The sequence below is a fragment of the Nocardia brevicatena NBRC 12119 genome, from assembly GCF_000308495.1.
Taxonomy (GTDB): Bacteria; Actinomycetota; Actinomycetes; order Mycobacteriales; family Mycobacteriaceae; genus Nocardia; species Nocardia brevicatena.
Window position 1 is genome coordinate 76,456 of sequence record NZ_BAFU01000246.1, and the last position, 19,407, is coordinate 95,862.

A 19,407-nucleotide genomic window follows, 5' to 3' on the forward strand; every position below is an offset into this window, starting at 1 on the left:
GTCAAGGAACCGACAATGAGCAATACCGATCCCGAAGAACTGCTGTCGCTGGCCCTTCGCGTCGTCGACGCCTGGAACCGCCTCGATATCGATGCGCTGCGCGACCTGGTCGACGAGAACGTCGTGGTCGTCCACCAGAACCGGGGCGTCGCGGCCAAAGGACGCGATCTGATGCTGCAGACCGTGCAACAGATGAGCGAGGTGTTCCCCGACCGGCACATCGGGGAAACGACCCGGTGGGCGACCACCGGCAACTCGGTCATGCGCGAGACCACCTGGCAGGGGACCGCGACGGCCGACGTACCGGGCTTCGGCAAGGCCGGTGAGTTCTGCAAGCTCAACGTGCTGTCGATCATGAGCTTCGACAACGGCCGGTTGACCGAGTGGTGCGACTACGGATGACAGTCCCGGTGCCCGGGGCGTCGACGGCTCGTCGGCGCCCCGGGCGCATTCTCCTCGGATCCGCCCCTCGGAAGTGACCATGGACCTCGAACTGCGTGTCGTGCAACGACGCATCATCGCCGACGGCATCGTCGAGCTGACCCTCGCGCGCCCGGACGGCGGCGTTCTCCCCCCGTGGGATGCGGGCGCACATATCGATCTCGAACTCGGCGACCTGGTGCGCCAGTACTCCCTGACCGGATTGGCGGCCACGGACGATCGCTGGACGGTATCGATTCTGCTCGAACCCGACGGTCGCGGCGGGTCCCGCTATGCCCATACCTTCGTGGCCGAGGGTGGTTCCGTCCGAGTTTCGCTGCCGCGCAACCACTTCCGACTGGATACGGATGCTCCCGCGGTGCTGTTCGTGGCCGGTGGCATCGGGATCACCCCGCTGCTGCCGATGATCGTCGCGCTCGAGCGGGCAGGCACGCCGTGGGGCCTGTTCTACTGCGGTCGGTCCCGAACGAGCATGGCCTATCTCGACGAACTCGCGAAGTTCGGTGACCGGGTACGGATCCGGCCCGATGACGAATACGGCATCCCGGATCTGGCCGCGCTGGTCTCGGCCACCGATCCCGCAACGGTCGTCCACTCGTGCGGGCCCGAAGGCATGCTGTCCGCGCTGGAATCCTGCTGTGCCGATCCGGCGCACACCCGCACGCTACGGCTGGAGCGGTTCGTGCCCAAACCCGTCGAGCGTGACCAACCGGACGCCGCGTTCGATGTCGAATTCGCCCGCAGCGGTATCACGCTCACCGTGGCGGCGGACCGCTCGATCCTCGAGGCCGCGGAGGAGGCCGGGATCGACATCCTTTCCTCGTGCGGCGAAGGCACCTGCGGCACCTGCGAGACCTCCGTACTGGACGGCGTCCCCGACCACCGTGACTCGGTGCTCACCGACGACGAACGCGCGAGCGGCGCCACGATGATGCCCTGCGTGTCACGTGCGAAGGGCACCCGATTGGTGCTCGACGCCTGACACGTCGTGCGGATCATTACCCGATGCCACCCCTCCACCAGGAAGAGCCATGAACAACGACAACAATGCAGCCCCGCTCGCCGGGCAGCGGGCGCTGATCACCGGAGCCAGCGAAGGGATCGGACTCGGTATCGCGGAGGCGATGGTCGCCGCCGGCGCCGATGTGATGATCGCGGCGCGTCGCCGCCCGCAATTGGAACTCGCGCAGCAGACCTTGCGCGCACTGGCCGGAGACGGGCAGCGGGTCGAGATCGCCGAGGTCGACGTGCGTAGCCCGGAGTCGGCGGCGGCCCTGTTCGCCACGGCGGACAGGGAATTCGGGGAGTTGAACATCTTCGTCGCCAATGCCGGCGCCGGCTCGATGGTGCCTTTCCTCGAGATGACCGAGGAGGTCTGGCAGTCGACACTCGACCTGAATCTCAACGGCACCTTCCGGTGCTGTCATCAGGCGGCGACCCGCATGGTGGCCCGCACCGATCCGAACAGTAACGCCGCGATCCTGGTCGTATCGTCCATTCGGGCGCTGGGTACCCGCCCGGGCACCATCCACTATGCGACGACCAAAGCGGGGCTCAACCAGTTCGTCCGCGTCGCCGCCTACGAACTCGCCGAAAAGGGTGTTCGGGTGAACGCGCTGTCACCGGGTATCACCGCGACCCCCATGGCGCTGGAACGCAATCCCGAGACCTTCGCCAAGATGACGGCGACGGTTCCCATGGGCCGCGCGGGCACCGTGGCGGATATGGGCGCGGCCGCGGTGTATCTGACCGGCCCGTCGGCGGGTTTCGTGACCGGCGTGAATCACATCGTCGACGGCGGCGAATCGCTCTACTGAGTCGTTGGTCCGCCAGGCCGGCACCCGGCGGGAACGGAGAGACATGGGAACCGATCGAAACAACCTGCACGACAAGGTGGTCCTGATCACCGGCGGCAGCCGGGGTCTGGGAGCCGAGATGGCCTGGGCGTTCGCCGAGGAGGGTGCACACGTGGCCATCGCGAGCCGGAAAGCCCAACCCTGCGTCGACCTCGCCGCGCGGATCGCGGCGAAAACACAGGTACAAACCATGGGCATCGGTGCGCACGTGGGCGACTGGGATTCACTGCCCGGGCTGGTGGACGCGGTATACGAGCGGTTCGGCCGCCTCGACGTGCTGATCAACAATGCCGGAATAGCACCGCTGTACGACGGCCTGACGGCGGTGAGTGAGCAACTTTTCGACAAGATCATCGAAGTCAACCTCAAAGGACCGTTCCGGCTGAGCGCTCTGGTCGCCGAGCGAATGCGGGCCGCGGGCCGGGGCGCGATCATCAATATCAGCAGCAATGCCTCGGAGCGACCCGCCCCGGAGTACGTGCCGTACGGGGCGGCGAAGGCCGGCCTGAATTCGCTGACGAAAGGGTTCGCCGCGGCCTACGGACCCGAGGTTCGGGTGAACACGATCATGGCCGGGGCGTTCTTCACCGATATCAGCAAGGCCTGGGATCTCGAGGCGTTCGAGGAACTGGCCTCGTCCTGGCCCATCCCACGCGGTGGAAAGCCGAGCGAGATCGTCGGCGCCGCAATTTATTTCGCCGGAGACGCGGCGAGTTTCACCACCGGAACGGTGCTGCCCGTCGATGGCGGGCGGATGGCCGTGGGATGACACCGACGCACAGAACTGGAACAGGAGTCATGTGGTGACTGCGATCGAGGATTTTTCACCGACGACCGCCGAACGACGGCCGGGCCCGCGGATCGGTCCGCTGGCCGGTATCCGAGTGGCCGACTTCTGCTGGATGGGTGTGGGTGCGGTCGCGACGCGGATGCTCGCCGACTTCGGCGCCGAGGTCATCAAAATCGAGGCGCGCGACCGCCTGGACATGCCGCGGCGGCTGCCGATCTACAAGGGCGAGGTCCGTTCCTATGGCGAGGAGGACCCGAATCCGGATCCGAACAAGGGCGGCCTGTTCAACAACTACAGCCGCAACAAGCTCGGTGTGACCGTCAATATGAAAACCGAGCGCGGCCAACAGCTGGTGCGCCGGCTCATCGCGGCGAGCTCGGTCGTCACCGAGAACTTCGCGCCGGGAGTCATGGAGAAGTGGGGTCTGACCTACGAGGAGCTGAGGAAGATCACTCCCGAGGTCATTCTCGCCCGGATGAGCGGCTACGGCCACAGCGGGCCGCATCACCGGTACAAGAGTTACGGCCCGGTCGTGCAGGCGGTATCCGGCCTGTCCTTCATTTCGGGACTGCCCGATCGCGAGCCGTCCGGATGGGGACTGTCGTACATGGACAACCAGGCGGCCTACTACAACTCGGCCGCCGTGCTCATGGCCATCATGCGGCGCAACATCACCGGTAGGGGACAAGAGATCGACGTTTCCGCGGTGGAGGCCGGGATCAATCTGATCGGCCCGGACCTGCTCGATGTGTCCGTCAACGGTGTCGCCACCCGCCGCCCGGGTTTCCCGACAGGCAATCGCCTGGTCGAACCGCCGGCCGCCCCGCACGGGGTGTACCCGGCCGAAGGCGAGGACACCTGGGTCGCCGTCGCGGTCTTCGACGACGACCAGTGGGAACGGCTGGTGACCGTACTCGGGCGACCGGACTGGGCGGCCGCGCCCGAGTTCTCGTCCGTAGCGGGGCGCCATGCGCATCAGGACGAACTCGACGCGCATCTGTCGCGCTGGACCTCGGTGCGCACCGCGCACGAGACCATGGACCTGCTGCAGCGAGCCGGGGTACCGGCCGGCACCGTGCAGAATGCTCGCGACCTGGCGGAAACCGATCCGCAAATCGCCCATCGCGGAACGTTTTTCGAACTGGATCATCCGGTGATCGGGGTCGCGAAGTTCGAAGGCACACCGATTCGGTTCACCCGGACCGTCCAGCAGAACTGGCGCTCGGCGCCGCTGTTGGGCGAGGACAACGACTACGTATTCGGCGACATCCTCGGCCTGGACCGCGCCGAGATCGCCGAACTGACCGCGGAGGGCGTCATCTGATGGAACTGGTATTCGATGGAATCCGGGTCGTCGAGATCGCCGACGACCCCGCCGGTGAATACACCGGGAAGCTGCTGGCCGACCAAGGGGCGACGGTGGTCAAGATCGAGCCGGAGGGCGGCGCGGCGAGCCGGCATATCGGGCCGTGGGCGGGTGGTGTGCGAGATGCCGACCACAGCCTGAACTTCTGGACCTACAACACCTCGAAGCAGTCGGTGGTCCTGGCCGACGACGCGGCCGGGCGAGCCGCCCGGGCCGCGCTGATCGCCGAGGCGGACATCCTGCTGACCACCGGACGCCCCGTCGACCTCGAGCGTGCCGGCCTGGACCTGGATGCCCTGTGCGCAGAACACGCGGGGCTCGTCGCGTTGTCGGTGTCCCCGTTCGGCCTCACCGGACCGTGGGCGAATTATCTGAGCAGCGATCTCGTCGGGCTGGCTGCCGGGGGCCTGCTCAACAGTTGCGGTTATGACGACCATTCGATCCCGCCGATCCGCCCCGGTGGGAACCAGGGGTATATGACGGCGGCCGGCTTCGCGCTCTGTGGTGTGCTGTTGGCGCTGATCGAACGGCAACAGACGGGACGCGGCCAGGTGGTGGACGTGTCGATGCACGAATCCATCGCCGTCACCGGCGAACTCGCCAACCCGTACTGGTTCTACCCGAAGGCGATCGTGCAGCGGCAGACCTGCCGGCACGCCCAACCGATGCCCACGCAGCCGGCGCTGTTCCAGTGTGCCGACGGGGTATGGGTCTACTTCGCGCTCATTCTGGCCGATCAGGTGGCCTGGAAGGCGCTGACCTCCTGGATGGAGGAGGTCGGTGTGGCGGCGGACCTGACCGAGACGGAATACGACTCGTTGGCCTACCGGCAGGACAACTTCGCGCACATCCAGGGCATGCTCGAGGCGTTCTTCCTCATCCAGGACTCGGAGGCGGTATACCGGGACGGTCAACGCTGGGGCCTGCCGATCGGACCGTTGCGCGCCCCGGAGGAAGTCCTGCGCGACGAACACCTCGCCGCCCGCGGGTTCTTCGCCGACGTCGAACTGGCCGACGGCACCACCGCCACATTCCCCGGAGCGCCCTACCGGTTCTCCGACGGATACGCTGCCCCGCGTCGGCCGCCGCTGCTGGGCGAACACACCCAACAGGTGCTGTCCCATGGTTGAGGCATGGCAGCGGGACCGCTGCGCCATCGTCGGGGTCGGCGAAACCGCCTACTCGAAGAGTTCGGGTACCAGCGTCACCGCGCTCGCCGCACGGGCCGCGTTCGCCGCGCTCGCCGATGCCGGGCTGGACCCGGCCGACGTCGACGGGATCGTCCGCAACGATATGGATCTGGTCTCCTGCGCCGCGCTCGCCGACGCGATCGGGGCCCGCGACCTGACCTATTACGGCGAAGCCGGGCCCGGCGGCTCGGGCCCGTGCGCGATGGTTGCCCAAGCGGTCGGCGCGATCCTCAGTGGACAGGCCCGCACCGTGGTCGTGTTCCGCTCCTTGAACGGACGTTCCGGTAACCGCTTCGGAGTCTCGTCGGAGCTGGAACGGACCGTCGGCGGCGGTGAGTCCATGACCGAGTTCTTCGGACCCTACGGGTTGCTGGCACCGGGGCAGTTCTTCGCACTGCTGGCGCGGGAGTACATGCTCAGGACGGGACTGACCTCCGAGCAACTCGGCCATGTCGCCCTCGCCGCGCGCAGGCACGCGAACAACAACCCGCGGGCGCAGATGTACTCCCGGAAGATGACCCTCGACGACTATCTGAACTCTCGGATGCTCTCGTCGCCGCTGCGACTGTTCGACTACTGCCTGGAAACGGACGGGGCGGCCGCCGTCGTGGTCACCACCACCGAACGCGCCCGGGACCTGCAGCAACGGCCCGCGCTCATCCGGGCGGCCGCGATGGCGAGTGGGCCGCGGCCGCAGCCGGGCCAGATGTACCCGGTGCTGATGCGGTCCGACCCGCTATCGCTGCCGTCGCGCTATTGCGCGCAGACGCTGTACCGCCGGGCGGGACTCGGTCCGGCCGATATCGACGTGGCGCAACTGTACGACTGCTTCACCATCACCGCCCTGTTGCAGCTACCGGACTACGGATTCTGCGGTGCGGGAGAAGCGGGTGAGTTCGCGGCGGCGGGTGAACTCGAGATCGGGGGAGCGTTGCCGTTCAACACCAGTGGAGGTCATATGTCCGAGGGCTATATCCACGGCATGAACCATATTGTCGAGGGGGTACGCCAGATTCGCGGCACCTCGACCAACCAGGTACCCGACGCCGCGGTGTCGTTGGTGACGTCGGCGCCGCCGCCGTCGACTTCGGCGCTGATCCTGGTGGCGGCATGAGCGCCCGCCTGGCTCCCACTGTCGTCGATCCGGGCACGAGGGGCTTCTTCCAGGCCGCGGCCGAGGGCCGGCTCGCGGTGTCGACCTGCGGCGACTGCGGCGGACACACCCATCTGCCGCGCCCATACTGCGTGCACTGTGGCGGTGACACGCTCACCTGGCGCGATGTGCCGCGCCGCGGCCGAGTGCGGTCCTGGACCGTTGTCGAGCACCAGGTGCATCCGTGGTTTCCCACGCCGTACACGGTCGTGGTCATCGATATCGAGGACTGTCCGGACGTGCGCATGATCGGCTACCTGCCCGGCCGTGCCGAGGTCGACCAGAACACCTGGCTGGTGGCCGGTTTCGAGGATCTGGGGCCGGATCCGCAGGGCAATCCGACGGTTCTGCCGCGCTGGACCCCGGAGGAGCATCGATGACCTCGACCGATCGCCAGGAGGCGCGCACCGAGCTGGCTCCGGTCCGCGCGGGTGAGGATCTCGACTGGGAGAAGCTGGCCGAATACCTGCGCAGGCAGCTGCCGGAGCTCGACGGCGAGTTCTCGGTACTGCAATTTCCCCGCGGGTCGGCGAACCTGACCTATCGGGTGATGATCGGCGACACCGCCCTGGTCGTGCGGCGGCCGCCCTTCGGCCGGCTGGCGCCCGGCGCGCACGATATGGGTCGCGAGTACAAGGTGCTGTCACGGCTGCACACGCGATACCCGCGCGCACCGCGGGCGCTGCTGCACTGCGCGGATCCGGACGTGATCGGCGCCGAATTCCTCGTCAGCGAGTACCGCACGGGGATCGTGGTGTGGGACGGGATCCCGGAATCGATGCGGTCCGTCGGCGATGCCGGTACCCGGATCGGTCTGGCGGTCATCGACGCGCTCGCCGATCTGCACGAGGTCGATCCGGAATCGGTGGGGCTGGCGGATCTGGGCCGGCCGGTCGGGTATCTGGATCGGCAGCTGCGCGGGTGGCAGCGGCGCTGGGCCGCGGTCGAGGCGGAAGCGACCGGCGACGATACCGCCGAGATCGTGTGTGCGGTGGCCGACCGTCTCGTCGCGACACAACCGCGGACCCGGCGCGGCGGTATCGTGCACAACGACTACAAGGTCGACAACTGCCAGTTCGCCCCGTGCGCCCCCGACCGCGTCGTCTCGGTGTTCGACTGGGATATGGCCACTCTCGGTGACCCGCTCGTCGACCTGGGAACGCTGCTGAACTATTGGCCGGACAGCACCGTCGACCCGGACTCGGATGCGGCGTTCACCGCGGTGCCGGGAATGCGCGCACTCGGCCTGCCTCCCCGGCGCGAGGTGATCGAGCGCTACGCGCGGCGCAGCACCGTGGACCTGACGGATATCCACTGGTATGAGGCCTTCGGCTGTTGGAAGACGGCGATCATCCTGCAGCAGTTGTACGCCAGGTACGTGCGGGGCGAAACGTCCGACGCGCGTATGGGTGAACGCGGCGCGGCGGTGGCGCCGCTCGCTCGCCGGGCGCTCGGCCTATTGGGCTGACCGCTTCCCGTTCCCTCCGATTCGCCTCGGTCCGCGGGGGCGACACGCGTACTCGTATTCGTGAAATACGCCGCGTCCGAATCGGGCCGGCGAAGAGAGAAGGTGCCACGTGCAGGATCGAGAACTCGAGGAATTCCGCCGGCGCGCACGCCGATGGTTGGCCGAGACGGGTGTGCCGCGGCGGGCCGAGGCCGAGGAGGGCTTTCCCACCTGGGGGGAGGGCTCCGACGATGTTTCGGTGTTCCACGACCTGTCCTTCGAAGCAGAAGGGCGACTGTTGGACCGATTGCGGGCCTGGCAACGCCGTAAGTACGAGGCCGGTTACGGGGCGCTGACCTGGCCGGCCGAGTTCGGTGGGCAGGAACTCGGACCGGAGTTCGAAGAGGTCTTCGCCACGGAGGAACGCGCTTTCGATACCGGCGGCGCACATGAACTTCTCTCGGTCACGCTTCACCTGATAGCGCCGACGATCCGGTTGTTCGGCACCGAGGAACAGCGGCAACGGTTCGTCCGTCCCTTCCTGAGCGGCCGGGAACTGGCCTGCCAGCTCTTCTCCGAGCCCGGCGCCGGTTCCGACCTGGCCGCGCTCGGCACCCGCGCCGCACGCGAGGGTGACGAGTGGGTGGTCAGCGGACAGAAGGTGTGGACTTCGGGCGCGCAATTCGCGCAGTGGGGTGAGCTGATCGCGCGCACCGACCCCGACGTCCCCAAACACCAGGGCATGACGGCCTTTCTCATTCCGATGGACCTACCCGGTCTCCGGGTCCGTCCGCTGCGGCAGATGTCGGGTGGGACGAGTTTCAACGAGGTATTCCTCGACAATGTCCGGATACCCGACGCGCTGCGTCTCGGTGACGTCGGCGCCGGGTGGCGGGTGGCGTTGACCACTCTGGGATTCGAACGCGGCGCCAGTTCGGCGAATACCGGTGTGGGAGGTAGCTGGCTGCAGACCGTCGGTCTGGCGAAGTTCACCGGAGCGGACCGTGATCCGGTGTTGCGGCAGCAGCTCGCCGACGTGGTCATCGCGCACAAGCTGGGTGAGATCGCCCGGTTGCGCGACAAGGACGCCACCGAGCGTGGGGAGCCGCTCGGCGCCCTCGGGTCGATCCGCAAGATGCAGTGGGTCCGGCGGATGTCGGGCATATCCGACTTCGTCACCGCGGCGTTGGGTCCGCGGCTGGTGGTGGACTCCGGCGAATGGGGAACGTTCGCCTGGGGCCGGCACGTCCTGGGGGTGCCGGGCTACCGGATCGCGGGCGGGTCCGACGAGATCCAGCGCAATATCATCGCCGAGCGCATGCTCGGCCTTCCCGCGGAGCCGCGGATCGACCGCGGTATCCCGTGGCGGGAAATCCGACGCTGACCAGGAGTGCGTCGGAGAATCGGCAGAATACGGTTCCACCTCTTGCCGAATTTCATCATGATGAATAAAGTGGATGTAGGCGGATGCGATCCACCTCATCCCGTCTTTTTCGGCCGGTTTCCCGAACCCCGTCGCTCGAGAGTCGGCAGCGGCGACCGCTGGGCCGGTGCCGCAAATACCCCCATGCCGATACCGGACAAGGAGATTGACAGCGATGCCCCAGCGATTGGTCGACCCGACGTTGTTTGTCGGCGATATCGACCCCGGCTCCGGTACCGCGCCCGCCCTGTGCGGTAGTCGGTGCGGCGAATGCGCGACGGTGACGTTTCCCGCCCAGACCGCCTGCCCCCGTTGCGGCCATGCCGAGATGAGGACATATGAGCTGCCCCGGGAAGGCACCCTGTGGACCTTCACGGTGCAGGGATTCGAACCCAAACCGCCCTACCGAACCGACGGCCCCTTCACCCCCTATGGTGTCGGCTATATCGACCTGGGCGATGTCCTCGTCGAATCGCGGTTGACCGAGAACGACCCGCAGCGGCTGCACGACACCGACCGGGTCGAGCTCCAACTCGTTCCCGCGTTCACCGACCCGGACGGCACGACCGTGCTCACCTTCGCTTTCGCCCCGATCGCGGGCACCGGTAGCGATACCGACGGTCAGGAGCTCCGATGAATACGAGTGATGTGGCCATCGTCGGCATCGGCATCCACCCGTTCGGCCGGACACCGGGGCTCAGCGGCCGGGAACAAGGCGCCTACGCGGCCCGCCGGGCCGTGGCCGACGCCGGTCTGACCTGGCAGGATATGCAGTTCGCCTTCGGGGGGAGCTATTCCGCCGGCGACGCGGACTCCCTGGTGTCGGACCTCGGCATGATCGGCCTTCCCTTCATCAATGTCTCGAATGGATGCGGTACCGGGGGCTCGGCGTTGACGTGCGCCCGGCACGCCATCGCCTCCGGTGCCTACGACATCGGCATGGTGGTCGGTTTCGACAAGCATCCACCGGGCGCGTTCAACGAGGACCCGGCGAACCTGGGCCTCGGCTCCTGGTACGGCGAGACCGGCATGATGGTCACCACCCAGTTCTTCGCGATGAAGATCCAACGCTATATGCGCAGGTACGGGATTGCGTCCTCGACGCTCGCGCACGTGGCGGCCAAGGCGTTCCGCAACGGCTCCCGAAACCCGAATGCCTGGCGGCGCAAGGCTTTGTCCGTCGAGGAGATCGCCGCCGCCCCCATGATCAGCTACCCGCTCACCCAGTACATGTTCTGCTCGCCGGGCGAAGGGGCCGTGGCTCTCGTCCTCGCCCGGGCCGACCACGCGAAGCGGTACGCGTCCACCCCGATCTACCTGCGTTCGTGCGAGTTCCGTTCGCGCCGGTTCGGCTCCTTCGAGGTATACAGCCCCTGGGTCGCACCGGATATCGCCGACGGCCCGACGGTCGAGGCCGCCGCGGCGGCATTCGAGTCCGCCGGTATCGGCCCGGAGGACATGGACCTGGCGCAGATACAGGACACCGAGTCCGGTGCCGAGATCATGCATATGGCCGAAACCGGTCTGTGCGGACACGGTGAGCAGGCCGCCCTGATCGAGTCCGGCGCCACCGAGATCGGCGGGCGGCTGCCGATCAACACCGACGGCGGTGTCCTCGCCAACGGCGAGCCCATCGGGGCGACCGGACTGCGCCAGGTGTACGAGAACGTCCTGCAGTTGCGGGGCGCCGCCGGGCCGCGGCAGGTTCCCGGCGCGCCACGAGCCGCGTTCACCCATGTCTACGGTGCGCCCGGGATCAGCGCGTGCACCGTGCTCACCCGTTGAGCCGAACGAAAGAGACCATTATGAGCTGGGGATTCGAACCCGACGACGACTACCGCGAGGACCTGGAGTGGGTAGCGGATTTCGTCGTCGACGAGATCGAGCCCGTCGACCGTGTCGTCGATCACGCCTGGAATGTCAATGACCCGGTACGCAACGCGCTCATCAAGCCGCTGCAGCAGCAGGTCCGCGAGCGCAAACTGTGGGCCTGCCACCTCGGGCCCGAACTCGGCGGCCCCGGTTACGGGCAGCTGAAACTCGCACTGTTGAACGAGCAACTCGGTCGCACGCACAGCGGTCCGGTCGTCTTCGGCTGTCAGGCGCCCGATTCGGGCAACGCCGAAATCCTGGCCCATTACGGCAGCCCGGAACTCGAGCGCCGCTACCTCGAGCCGCTACTGGAAAACGAGATCGTCTCCGCCTACTCGATGACCGAACCGCAGGGCGGCTCCGATCCCACCGCGTTCGTCACCCGAGCCGAGTTGGATGGCGACGAGTGGGTCATCAACGGCGAGAAGTGGTTCTCCTCGCACGCGAACTTCGCCTCGTTCCTGATCGTCATGGCGGTCACCGATCCCGAGGCCGATCGCCACCACCGTGCCTCGATGTTCGTCGTACCGGCCGACACACCGGGAATCGAGATCATCCGCAATGTCGAGGTGTGCGGACACGAAAACCTCGGCGGCACCCATGCCTACATTCGCTACACCGACGTTCGCATCCCGAAGGACCATCTGCTCGGCGAACGCGGCCAGGGCTTCGCGGTGGCGCAAACCCGGCTCGGCGGCGGGCGGATCCACCATGCGATGCGCACCGTGGGGCTGGTTCAGCAGTCCTTGGACATGATGCTAGAGCGCGCGGTATCACGCCCGAGCCGGGGCGGCACGCTCGCCGACCACCAGTTGGTCCAGGAGATGATCGCCGACTCCTGGATCCAGTTGCAACAGTTCCGCCTGCTGGTGCTGCAGACCGCGTGGAAGATCGACAAGTACAACGACTACCGCAAGGTGATCACCGATATCTCCGCGGTGAAGGCGGCAATGCCGAAGGTGCTGCTCGACGTCGCCGGCCGTGCCATCCAACTGCACGGATCACTCGGTATCTCCACCGAAATGCCGTTCGGCGCCTGGGTGATGGAGAGCTTTCACATGGGCCTCGCCGACGGTGCGACGGAACTGCACAAGATCCAGGTCGCCAAGCAGTTGCTGCGTGGCGTCGAACCCGCGGCCGGGCTCTTCCCCTCGGGGCATCTGCCGGCCCGTCGCGAACAGGCGCGGGAGAAATTCCGCGATCTGCTCGCCCTCGACGAACTCGGCTGACCGAACCATTCGACTTCTCCCCATCCCGGGGACAGCTCAGGAAGCAGACATATGAAACCCGGAACCAGACTCCGCAGCACTGTGTGTGATACCTCCATCGTCGTCGTGCGGCCGGTAGGCGATCTCGTCATCGAATGCGGCGGCCGGCCGATGGTGGACGCCGCCGCGCCCGCCGAGGCCGGCGGCCGGCCCGGTGTCGGACCGGCCGGGGGAACGCAGGTCGGCAAGCGATACGAAGACCAGGACACCGGACTGGAAGTGCTGTGTGTCAAGGCGGGTGCGGGAACACTCGCGGTCGAGGGCCGTCCGCTCACGGTCAAGACCGCGAAGCCGCTGCCGTCCTCGGACTGAGGTGGACCGATGAACCTCGGCATGCTCCTCGAAATGGCCGCCGACACCGGTCCGGACCGAATCGCCGTCGGATCCCGTGCGGGCGGCCTCACCTACCGCGGCCTGTTCGACCGGTCCCGTGCGCTGGCCCGTCGGCTCGCGGCGGCGAGGCATGAGCACGTGGCGTTACTCGACCTCAACACCGAGGCGGTTCCGGTCCTGCTGTTCGGTGCGGCGATGGCCGGGCTGCCGTTCGCGCCGTTGAACTACCGGCTTACCGATGCGCAACTCGATGCGGCGGTCGGCCGGCTCACGCCCGCGACGGTCGTGACCGGGGCCGACTTCAATGGTCGGCTCACACCGCGCGACGATATCGCGTTCCACCGCACCGACCGGCTCGTTGCGCAGGTGCCGACCGCCGCGGATACAGAGCTGCCGTTCGTGGATCCCGACGATCCCGCGGTTCTCCTGTTCACCAGCGGCACCACCGGTGCGCCGAAGGCCGCGATCCTGCGCCACCGGCATCTGACGAACTATATCGTCGGTAGCGTCGAGTTCTGGAACGCCGACGAGGACGAGGCGATCCTGGTGTCGGTGCCGAATTACCATATCGCCGGGGTCAGTTCGATCCTCAGTTCCGTTTACGCGGGCCGCCGGATGGTACAGCTGCCCTCGTTCTCACCGCGGGCGTGGGTGGAAGTGGCTGCCGCCGAACGCATCACCCAGGCGATGGTCGTCCCGACCATGCTCGGTCGGATCCTCGATGTGCTGGAAACGACCGGAACCGGTCTGCCCGCGCTGCGCGCGCTGTCCTACGGCGGTGGTCGGATGCCGCCGCAGACCGTGGAACGGGCGATGCGGTTGCTGCCGCAGGTCGGCTTCGTCAACGCCTACGGGCTCACCGAGACGAGCTCGACCATCACGGTCCTCGGTCCGGACGACCATCGCGCCGCACTCGCCGGCGATATTCCCGAGGTTCGGGCCCGGCTCGGCTCGGTGGGACGGCCATTGCCCTCCGTGGAGGTGCAGATCCGCGACCATACCGGCGCCCCGGTGCCCGCCGGCGTGACGGGGGAGGTGTTCGTCCGCGGCGAGCAGGTCGCCGGCGAATACACCTCGCACAGTGCCCTGGACCCCGACGGCTGGTACCCCACGCGCGACCGCGGTCGGCTCGACGCCGAGGGCTACCTGTTCCTGGACGGTCGCGCCGACGATGTGATCGTGCGCGGCGGCGAGAACATCTCGCCCGGGGAGATCGAGGATGTCCTCGTCGCCCATCCGGCGGTCGCCGAGGCCGCCGTGGTCGGTATCGCCGACACCGAATGGGGCGAGCGGGTGGAAGCGGTGGTCGTCGCCGCCCCCGGCCGCGCCGCGGCGGAAACGGAACTGCGGGAATGGGTTCGGGAAAGACTGCGGTCGACCCGCGTCCCGGCACGTATCCACACATGGTCGGAGTTGCCGTTCAGCGAGACCGGGAAACTGCTCCGCCGTGTCCTACGTGACGAACTCGAGGCCGGCGCGCCGACACGGGAGGCGGTGCGATGATTCTGCGTGACGACCCGGATATGGCCACCCTGCGTGAGGTGGTCCGTGATTTCCTGGACGAGGGCGAGGTCGCCGCGGCTTCCGAGGACCGGCCGAGATGGGACCCGGCGCGCTGGTCCCGGGCGTGCTCGGAACTGGGTCTCGCCGGTGTCGCCGAACCGGAGGCGCTGGGCGGCGCCGGTATCGGCGGCGCGGGACTGGCGATCGTGCTCGAAGAGGCCGGGCGGGTGCTGTCCCCGTTGCCGATCCTCGGTTCGGTCGTCCTCGGGCAGGGCCTGCTCGCGCGGGCGGGGGACGCGGAGGCCAGGGCCGCGATGCTCCCGGCATTACTGGACGGTTCCCGAACGGCGACAGTGGCGCTCGGAGCCCTGCGCGACGACGGCACCGTACCCGAGGATCTCGAAGCCGTGGCGGACGTCGAGGGGCGCTGGACGATCACCGGATCGACGTCGTTCGTCCTCGACGGCGCCACCGCCGATTGGGTTTTCCTTCGGGCGGGTACCCCCGACGGCCCGCGATTGTTCGTGATCGACACCGAGGACCGCGGCGTGGCGACCACGGTCCAGAACTCGATGGATCTCACTCGGTCGTTCGCCCGGCTCGACCTCGCTGCCGCGGTGGCGCGTCCCCTCGGCGCAGCCGGCACGGCCGATGCCGTTCTCACCGAGCTACGGACCGCGCTGACCGTCGCGGTCGCCTGCGAACAACTGGGCGGGGCGGAGCAGGCGCTGCGGATGGCGGTCGAGTACGCGAAGGTCCGCGTGCAGTTCGGGCGCGAAATAGGCTCGTTCCAGGCGGTCAAGCACCGGTGCGCCGACCTGGCGATCCTTCTCGACGACGCTCGTTCCGCTCTCGCCCACGCGATCTGGGCGCTGCACGAGGAACCCGACCGGCTGCGGATGGCCGCGCCGATGGCCGCGGTCGTGTGCTCACGCGCGTTCCTCGACTGCGCTCGCGAGAACATCCAACTGCACGGTGGGATCGGCTTCACCTGGGAACATCCCGCCCATCTGTACTTCCGTCGCGCCACCAGTGATGCGGCGTTGTTCGGAGACGTCAACCGCCATCGTGAGGATGTGCTCACGGCGATGGGTATCTGAACGAGGTCCGCGAGGGAACGCGCCGTATCGGATCGGCCGCTCGGCTCGATGTCGCGGTGATCTGTGGCAGGTCCGGGGTTGTGCGGCTTCCGGGCAGGGCCGTGCAAGGATAGGGGAGGGAGGGCGTTGACGGCGCGGTTGGCGGTGTAGCTCGGGGGGAGCTGGGCCATCCGTTCGAGTGGGAATGGTTCCGGTGGCCCACTGGGCCACCCGATACGGGCCGCCGCTGCACTGGGCGAGGTTGTGGGGCAAGAGGTTCGGTTCCATCTCGGTCTCGATCCGTGGATGGCGGGCCGGGTGGATTCAGGGACGGAAGCGCAGCAGGGCTTCCCGGGCGAAGGAGGCGACCAGGGTGCCATCCCGGGTGAGCATGTCACCGCGGCCGAAGCAGCGTCCGTATGCCACGATCGGACCGGTGCGATGCAGCAGCAGCCGGTCATCGGTGCGGAAAAAGCGATGGAAACACACCGTGGGTGAGGTGGTTGCGTGAACGCGGTGCCGTTGCCGTGCCGGCGGGCGACGATGGTCAGCGTGGCGCAGTATCGGCCTCGATACTGCGGGTGTACCACGTAGTCCACGGGCGCGTCGCTCTTGCCCTCGCGGGCGAAGATCATGTGAATGGATTCGACGGCCTTGTCGGGGCAGGCGAGGAGATCGGTCCAGATATCGAGCGTACCTCAATGCAAGCATAACTCTCCCTGGATGGGAACGTTATTCTCCTAGGGCTTTCGTGCGAACCCCCGTGAACAGAAGTTCCAGACCTCCTCGGCCGTGATCGGGTTGCCGGTCTCGTCGTCGAGCCCGCCGCTGGGCTGCGCGGTGAACATGACCGTCTGCATCACCATGGCGGCCATACGCCGCGGATTCACGTCGGAACGCAGCAGCTTCGCCTCGGCGGCGTCGGTCATCAGCTCGGTGAACAGCCCCACCAGCGGCGCGTGTGCCACCTTGACCTGGGCTGGATGGGTGACCAGCAGCTGTGGGGCGAAGTCGGTGAACAGCGGCCGCTGTGCGGTCGGGTCGGGACGGCACAGCTCGTAGAGCAACTCTATGGCCAGTTGCAGTCGGTCCAGCGGATCGTCCTTACCACTCGCGGCAGCTCGAATCTGATCCGCGGTGCGGCCGAGGGCGTCCTCGAACAGGGCCAGCAGCAGTTCGTGCTTTCCGTCGAACTGTAGATAGAAGCTGCGCAGCGACTGGCGTGACCGATCCACGACCTCTTGGACCGTGAAGTCGGTAGTGCCCTTCTCGGTGATGATCGCCTGGGCGGCGTCGAGGAATCGCTGCACACGCTGTTCCGCACGCAGTTTGGCGGTTCTGATCGATCGTTCGACCGCGCGCTGCTTCCAGGCCGGCTCTTCGCTGGGGCTGCTCACCGGTCGACCAACTCGGTCCCATGTGTGGAGAACATGAGTGCACTGTACCGGAGAAGATCCCGCCTTCGGACGCCTGAGCCACCTTCACTTCGCTTTTTGGGGACTATTACTTTCCTATAAAGAGAATTGTATTCTTCATTTGCCGGGCGACGGGCCCATGACAGACAGGAGGCTGCCGGATGCCCTTCGAATTCGATGGCCGCAACGCCACCGTCCTGCAGTGGTACGTGCATCTGGAAGGGCTGTCCAGGCAGCGGATGTCCCACAGCTTCAACCCACAGGGTGTGGGTATCATCGCCGCCTCGATCCTGTCGTGCGTCACCACTCCAGAGAACCGCCCTCACCCGACAGGAAAACCCTATGGCTTTTTGTGGTGGACGCCTCGGATCCACCGCCCTGGCCGGGCTCGCCATCTCGGCGATCACCCTACCGGATGCGGCTATCCGGAGCCGACGCCGCGAACCGTTCCACCGACGGCCACGCCCACCACAACAGGTATGGCGGCGCCCCGCCGACATCGATATCGACGGTCCGGACGTGACACCCCCCGATCATGGCCGTCGAAACGCATACCTTGCGCTCTTCGACCCGCGGACTGCCACTCTCGACCGGATCGCGCTCGTCGAACGTGGGGACGAGATCGGCGGTATGTCACGCACCACCCGGACCGCGCTCACCACCATCGAGATAACCGATGTCCAACTCCTCGGTCCCGACCACGCCGAATTGCGGTATACCCTTCCCGCCGCGGGCCACCCCCGGCCCGAGGATCGGATCGGCGAGGCCGTGCGCACGGCGGGCGGACGGAAGATCGCCGCGACCACGGTGTGGGGGCTGATCACCGTCGGCGGCGGGAGGTCCGAAGGCCGTCGAGAAGGAACGTCAGGTGCCGTCGCCAGGCCTCGGGGGCCGAAGGGCGGGACAATTCCGCCGTGCGGACCACCGCGGCCATCGCCAGCACCGCGTCTTCGGCGGTGAAGTCCGCGCGAAGGTCGCCGGACGTCTTGGCCCGCGCCAGGACCGCGTCGAAGTTCCGGCTCGCACGCTGCTTCACTTCGCCGATGGCCGGTGCGTCGGGGAAGTCGCGAGCGCATACGTCGGCGTAACCCCGGTCGGTCACTTGTAGTTCGCAGACGGTTGTCATGAACCAGGTGAACGCCTCCCAGGGGTCGGTCATCGCCCTCGCGCGTTCGCCCACTGTGACGCCGTTTTCCACCAGGTCGAGGCACGCCGCCGCGACCAGTTCGTCGCGGTGCGGGAACCGGTTGTAGAGCGTGCCGATGGATACACCCGCCGCGCGCGCGACGGCTTCCAGTGGAGCGTCGATCCCCTTGTCCGCGAAGACGGTTCGGGCTGCGGCGATGAGCTGCTCGCGGTTGCGGCGCGCGTCGCTGCGCAGTCCTCGAGGGTCGATGGGGGTCGGCATGTCCTCATTCTAGGCAACTTGAGGACATCCTCAACTTAGTGTACCCTCCAGAAGTTGAGGGTTGTCTCAACTTAGGAGGGTGGGTCGATGGGAGTGGTGGCGATCTTCGGCGCGGGTCCGGCGCTCGGGTTGTCCGTGGCACGGCGCTTCGGGGGTGCGGGGCTGCCGGTCGCGTTGGTATCCCGTACCGAGCGGAAGCTGGACGCATATGTGGAAATACTTGCCGCGGAGGGGATACGGGCCCAGGCCTTTCCGGCCGATCTCGCGGACCCCGCCGGTGTGGCAAATGTGGTCGAACGGATTACGCGACACCTCGGCCCGATCGAGGTCGCCTACTACGGTCCGGACGGGCTGGGCACCAGTGTGTCTTCGACATTGGACATCGAGCCGGGACTGTTGCGAGAGCAGTTGGTGTTCACCCTGCTGTCACCGGTGGCGGTGGCGCGCGCCGTATGGCCGGTGATGGCCGAGAGTGGCACCGGCTCGCTACTGTATGCGCTGGGGATGGCATCGAAATACCCGGAGCCCATGACCGGCAGCGTCGGAATGGCCCAGGCGGCGATGCGGAATCACCTTCATGCGCTACACCGGGAATTGGCGCCGCGGGGAGTGTATGCCGGGGCGCTGTTGATCGGTGATCTGATCGAGCGGAGCGCGGCGGCGGCTCTGGTGGATGCCGATCCCGGCGGGCTGCCGGTGGACGGGGCCGATGGACTCGTGATGGACCGGGTCGATCCGGACCGGCTCGCGGAAGCATTGTGGGATATGCACGTGCGTCGGGACGAGGTCGAGATGGAGGTCGGGTCGCCGACATTGCGGAGAAAGGCGAACGGACTCCCGTCGGCCGGCGGTGGTCACTAGGG

Annotated in this window: 20 protein-coding genes and 1 pseudogene; 18 read left to right on the top strand and 3 right to left on the bottom strand. The window is 67.3% G+C overall.

Annotated features, from left to right (window positions below):
* Positions 1-15: 15 nt before the first annotated feature.
* From ON20_RS31310 to ON20_RS31385, 16 genes are all read left to right on the top strand, one after another.
* Positions 16-402 (top strand): ester cyclase, encoded by a 387-nt coding sequence (locus ON20_RS31310; protein ID WP_040841651.1) that lies wholly within the window; start codon positions 16-18, stop codon positions 400-402.
* A gap of 79 nt (positions 403-481) precedes the next feature.
* On the top strand, positions 482-1,423 hold the full coding sequence (locus ON20_RS31315) for a PDR/VanB family oxidoreductase (RefSeq protein WP_040841726.1): 942 nt from the start codon (positions 482-484) through the stop codon (positions 1,421-1,423).
* A gap of 49 nt (positions 1,424-1,472) precedes the next feature.
* Positions 1,473-2,258, top strand: a complete 786-nt coding sequence (locus ON20_RS31320) for an SDR family NAD(P)-dependent oxidoreductase (RefSeq protein WP_040841652.1) — start codon at positions 1,473-1,475, stop codon at positions 2,256-2,258.
* 43 nt (positions 2,259-2,301) lie between these two features.
* Positions 2,302-3,066, top strand: coding sequence for an SDR family NAD(P)-dependent oxidoreductase (locus ON20_RS31325; RefSeq protein ID WP_040841654.1), 765 nt, complete (start codon positions 2,302-2,304; stop codon positions 3,064-3,066).
* 34 nt (positions 3,067-3,100) lie between these two features.
* The gene (locus tag ON20_RS31330) at positions 3,101-4,411 is read left to right on the top strand and encodes a CaiB/BaiF CoA transferase family protein (RefSeq protein ID WP_051163700.1); all 1,311 of its coding nucleotides are present in this window, start codon (positions 3,101-3,103) and stop codon (positions 4,409-4,411) included.
* On the top strand, positions 4,411-5,583 hold the full coding sequence (locus tag ON20_RS31335; protein ID WP_040841655.1) for a CaiB/BaiF CoA transferase family protein: 1,173 nt from the start codon (positions 4,411-4,413) through the stop codon (positions 5,581-5,583). Before ON20_RS31330 ends, ON20_RS31335 begins: the two co-directional genes overlap by 1 nt.
* Positions 5,576-6,757, top strand: a complete 1,182-nt coding sequence (locus ON20_RS31340; protein WP_040841656.1) for a thiolase C-terminal domain-containing protein — start codon at positions 5,576-5,578, stop codon at positions 6,755-6,757. Before ON20_RS31335 ends, ON20_RS31340 begins: the two co-directional genes overlap by 8 nt.
* Positions 6,754-7,176 (top strand): Zn-ribbon domain-containing OB-fold protein, encoded by a 423-nt coding sequence (locus ON20_RS31345; protein WP_040841658.1) that lies wholly within the window; start codon positions 6,754-6,756, stop codon positions 7,174-7,176. Before ON20_RS31340 ends, ON20_RS31345 begins: the two co-directional genes overlap by 4 nt.
* Entirely contained in the window at positions 7,173-8,264 is a 1,092-nt protein-coding gene (locus ON20_RS31350; RefSeq protein ID WP_040841660.1) for a phosphotransferase family protein, read from the top strand. Before ON20_RS31345 ends, ON20_RS31350 begins: the two co-directional genes overlap by 4 nt.
* A 109-nt stretch (positions 8,265-8,373) precedes the next feature.
* Entirely contained in the window at positions 8,374-9,627 is a 1,254-nt protein-coding gene (locus ON20_RS31355) for an acyl-CoA dehydrogenase family protein (protein ID WP_040841661.1), read from the top strand.
* A gap of 214 nt (positions 9,628-9,841) precedes the next feature.
* The gene (locus ON20_RS31360; RefSeq protein WP_083865556.1) at positions 9,842-10,303 is read left to right on the top strand and encodes a Zn-ribbon domain-containing OB-fold protein; all 462 of its coding nucleotides are present in this window, start codon (positions 9,842-9,844) and stop codon (positions 10,301-10,303) included.
* Positions 10,300-11,451 (top strand): thiolase family protein, encoded by a 1,152-nt coding sequence (locus ON20_RS31365; RefSeq protein WP_040841663.1) that lies wholly within the window; start codon positions 10,300-10,302, stop codon positions 11,449-11,451. Before ON20_RS31360 ends, ON20_RS31365 begins: the two co-directional genes overlap by 4 nt.
* Before the next feature lie 20 nt (positions 11,452-11,471).
* Positions 11,472-12,767 (top strand): acyl-CoA dehydrogenase family protein, encoded by a 1,296-nt coding sequence (locus ON20_RS31370; protein ID WP_040841665.1) that lies wholly within the window; start codon positions 11,472-11,474, stop codon positions 12,765-12,767.
* Between the two features lie 51 nt (positions 12,768-12,818).
* Positions 12,819-13,118 carry a hypothetical protein gene (locus ON20_RS31375; RefSeq protein ID WP_040841667.1) on the top strand — a complete coding sequence of 100 codons (300 nt, stop codon included), beginning with the start codon at positions 12,819-12,821 and terminating at the stop codon, positions 13,116-13,118.
* Positions 13,119-13,127: 9 nt separating this feature from the next.
* Positions 13,128-14,642, top strand: coding sequence for a class I adenylate-forming enzyme family protein (locus ON20_RS31380; protein WP_040841668.1), 1,515 nt, complete (start codon positions 13,128-13,130; stop codon positions 14,640-14,642).
* Positions 14,639-15,742 (top strand): acyl-CoA dehydrogenase family protein, encoded by a 1,104-nt coding sequence (locus ON20_RS31385; protein WP_040841670.1) that lies wholly within the window; start codon positions 14,639-14,641, stop codon positions 15,740-15,742. The genes ON20_RS31380 and ON20_RS31385 overlap by 4 nt, the downstream gene beginning before the upstream one ends.
* Positions 15,743-16,045: 303 nt before the next feature.
* On the opposite strand, the gene ON20_RS38345 is transcribed toward ON20_RS31385, so the two are convergent.
* On the bottom strand, positions 16,046-16,210 hold the full coding sequence (locus ON20_RS38345) for a hypothetical protein (RefSeq protein ID WP_218002726.1): 165 nt from the start codon (positions 16,208-16,210) through the stop codon (positions 16,046-16,048).
* Between the two features lie 251 nt (positions 16,211-16,461).
* Entirely contained in the window at positions 16,462-17,118 is a 657-nt protein-coding gene (locus tag ON20_RS31390) for a TetR/AcrR family transcriptional regulator (protein WP_040841671.1), read from the bottom strand.
* 360 nt (positions 17,119-17,478) lie between these two features.
* On the opposite strand from ON20_RS31390, the pseudogene ON20_RS41330 reads away from it, so the two are divergent.
* Positions 17,479-17,913: pseudogene (locus ON20_RS41330) on the top strand (hypothetical protein); the annotation flags it as partial.
* A gap of 43 nt (positions 17,914-17,956) precedes the next feature.
* On the opposite strand, the gene ON20_RS31395 reads toward ON20_RS41330, so the two are convergent.
* Positions 17,957-18,544 (bottom strand): TetR/AcrR family transcriptional regulator, encoded by a 588-nt coding sequence (locus ON20_RS31395; protein ID WP_040841673.1) that lies wholly within the window; start codon positions 18,542-18,544, stop codon positions 17,957-17,959.
* An 87-nt stretch (positions 18,545-18,631) separates the two neighbouring features.
* Here ON20_RS31395 and ON20_RS31400 point away from each other — a divergent pair, with 87 nt between their 5' ends.
* On the top strand, positions 18,632-19,405 hold the full coding sequence (locus ON20_RS31400; RefSeq protein ID WP_040841675.1) for an SDR family NAD(P)-dependent oxidoreductase: 774 nt from the start codon (positions 18,632-18,634) through the stop codon (positions 19,403-19,405).
* Positions 19,406-19,407: the final 2 nt, after the last annotated feature.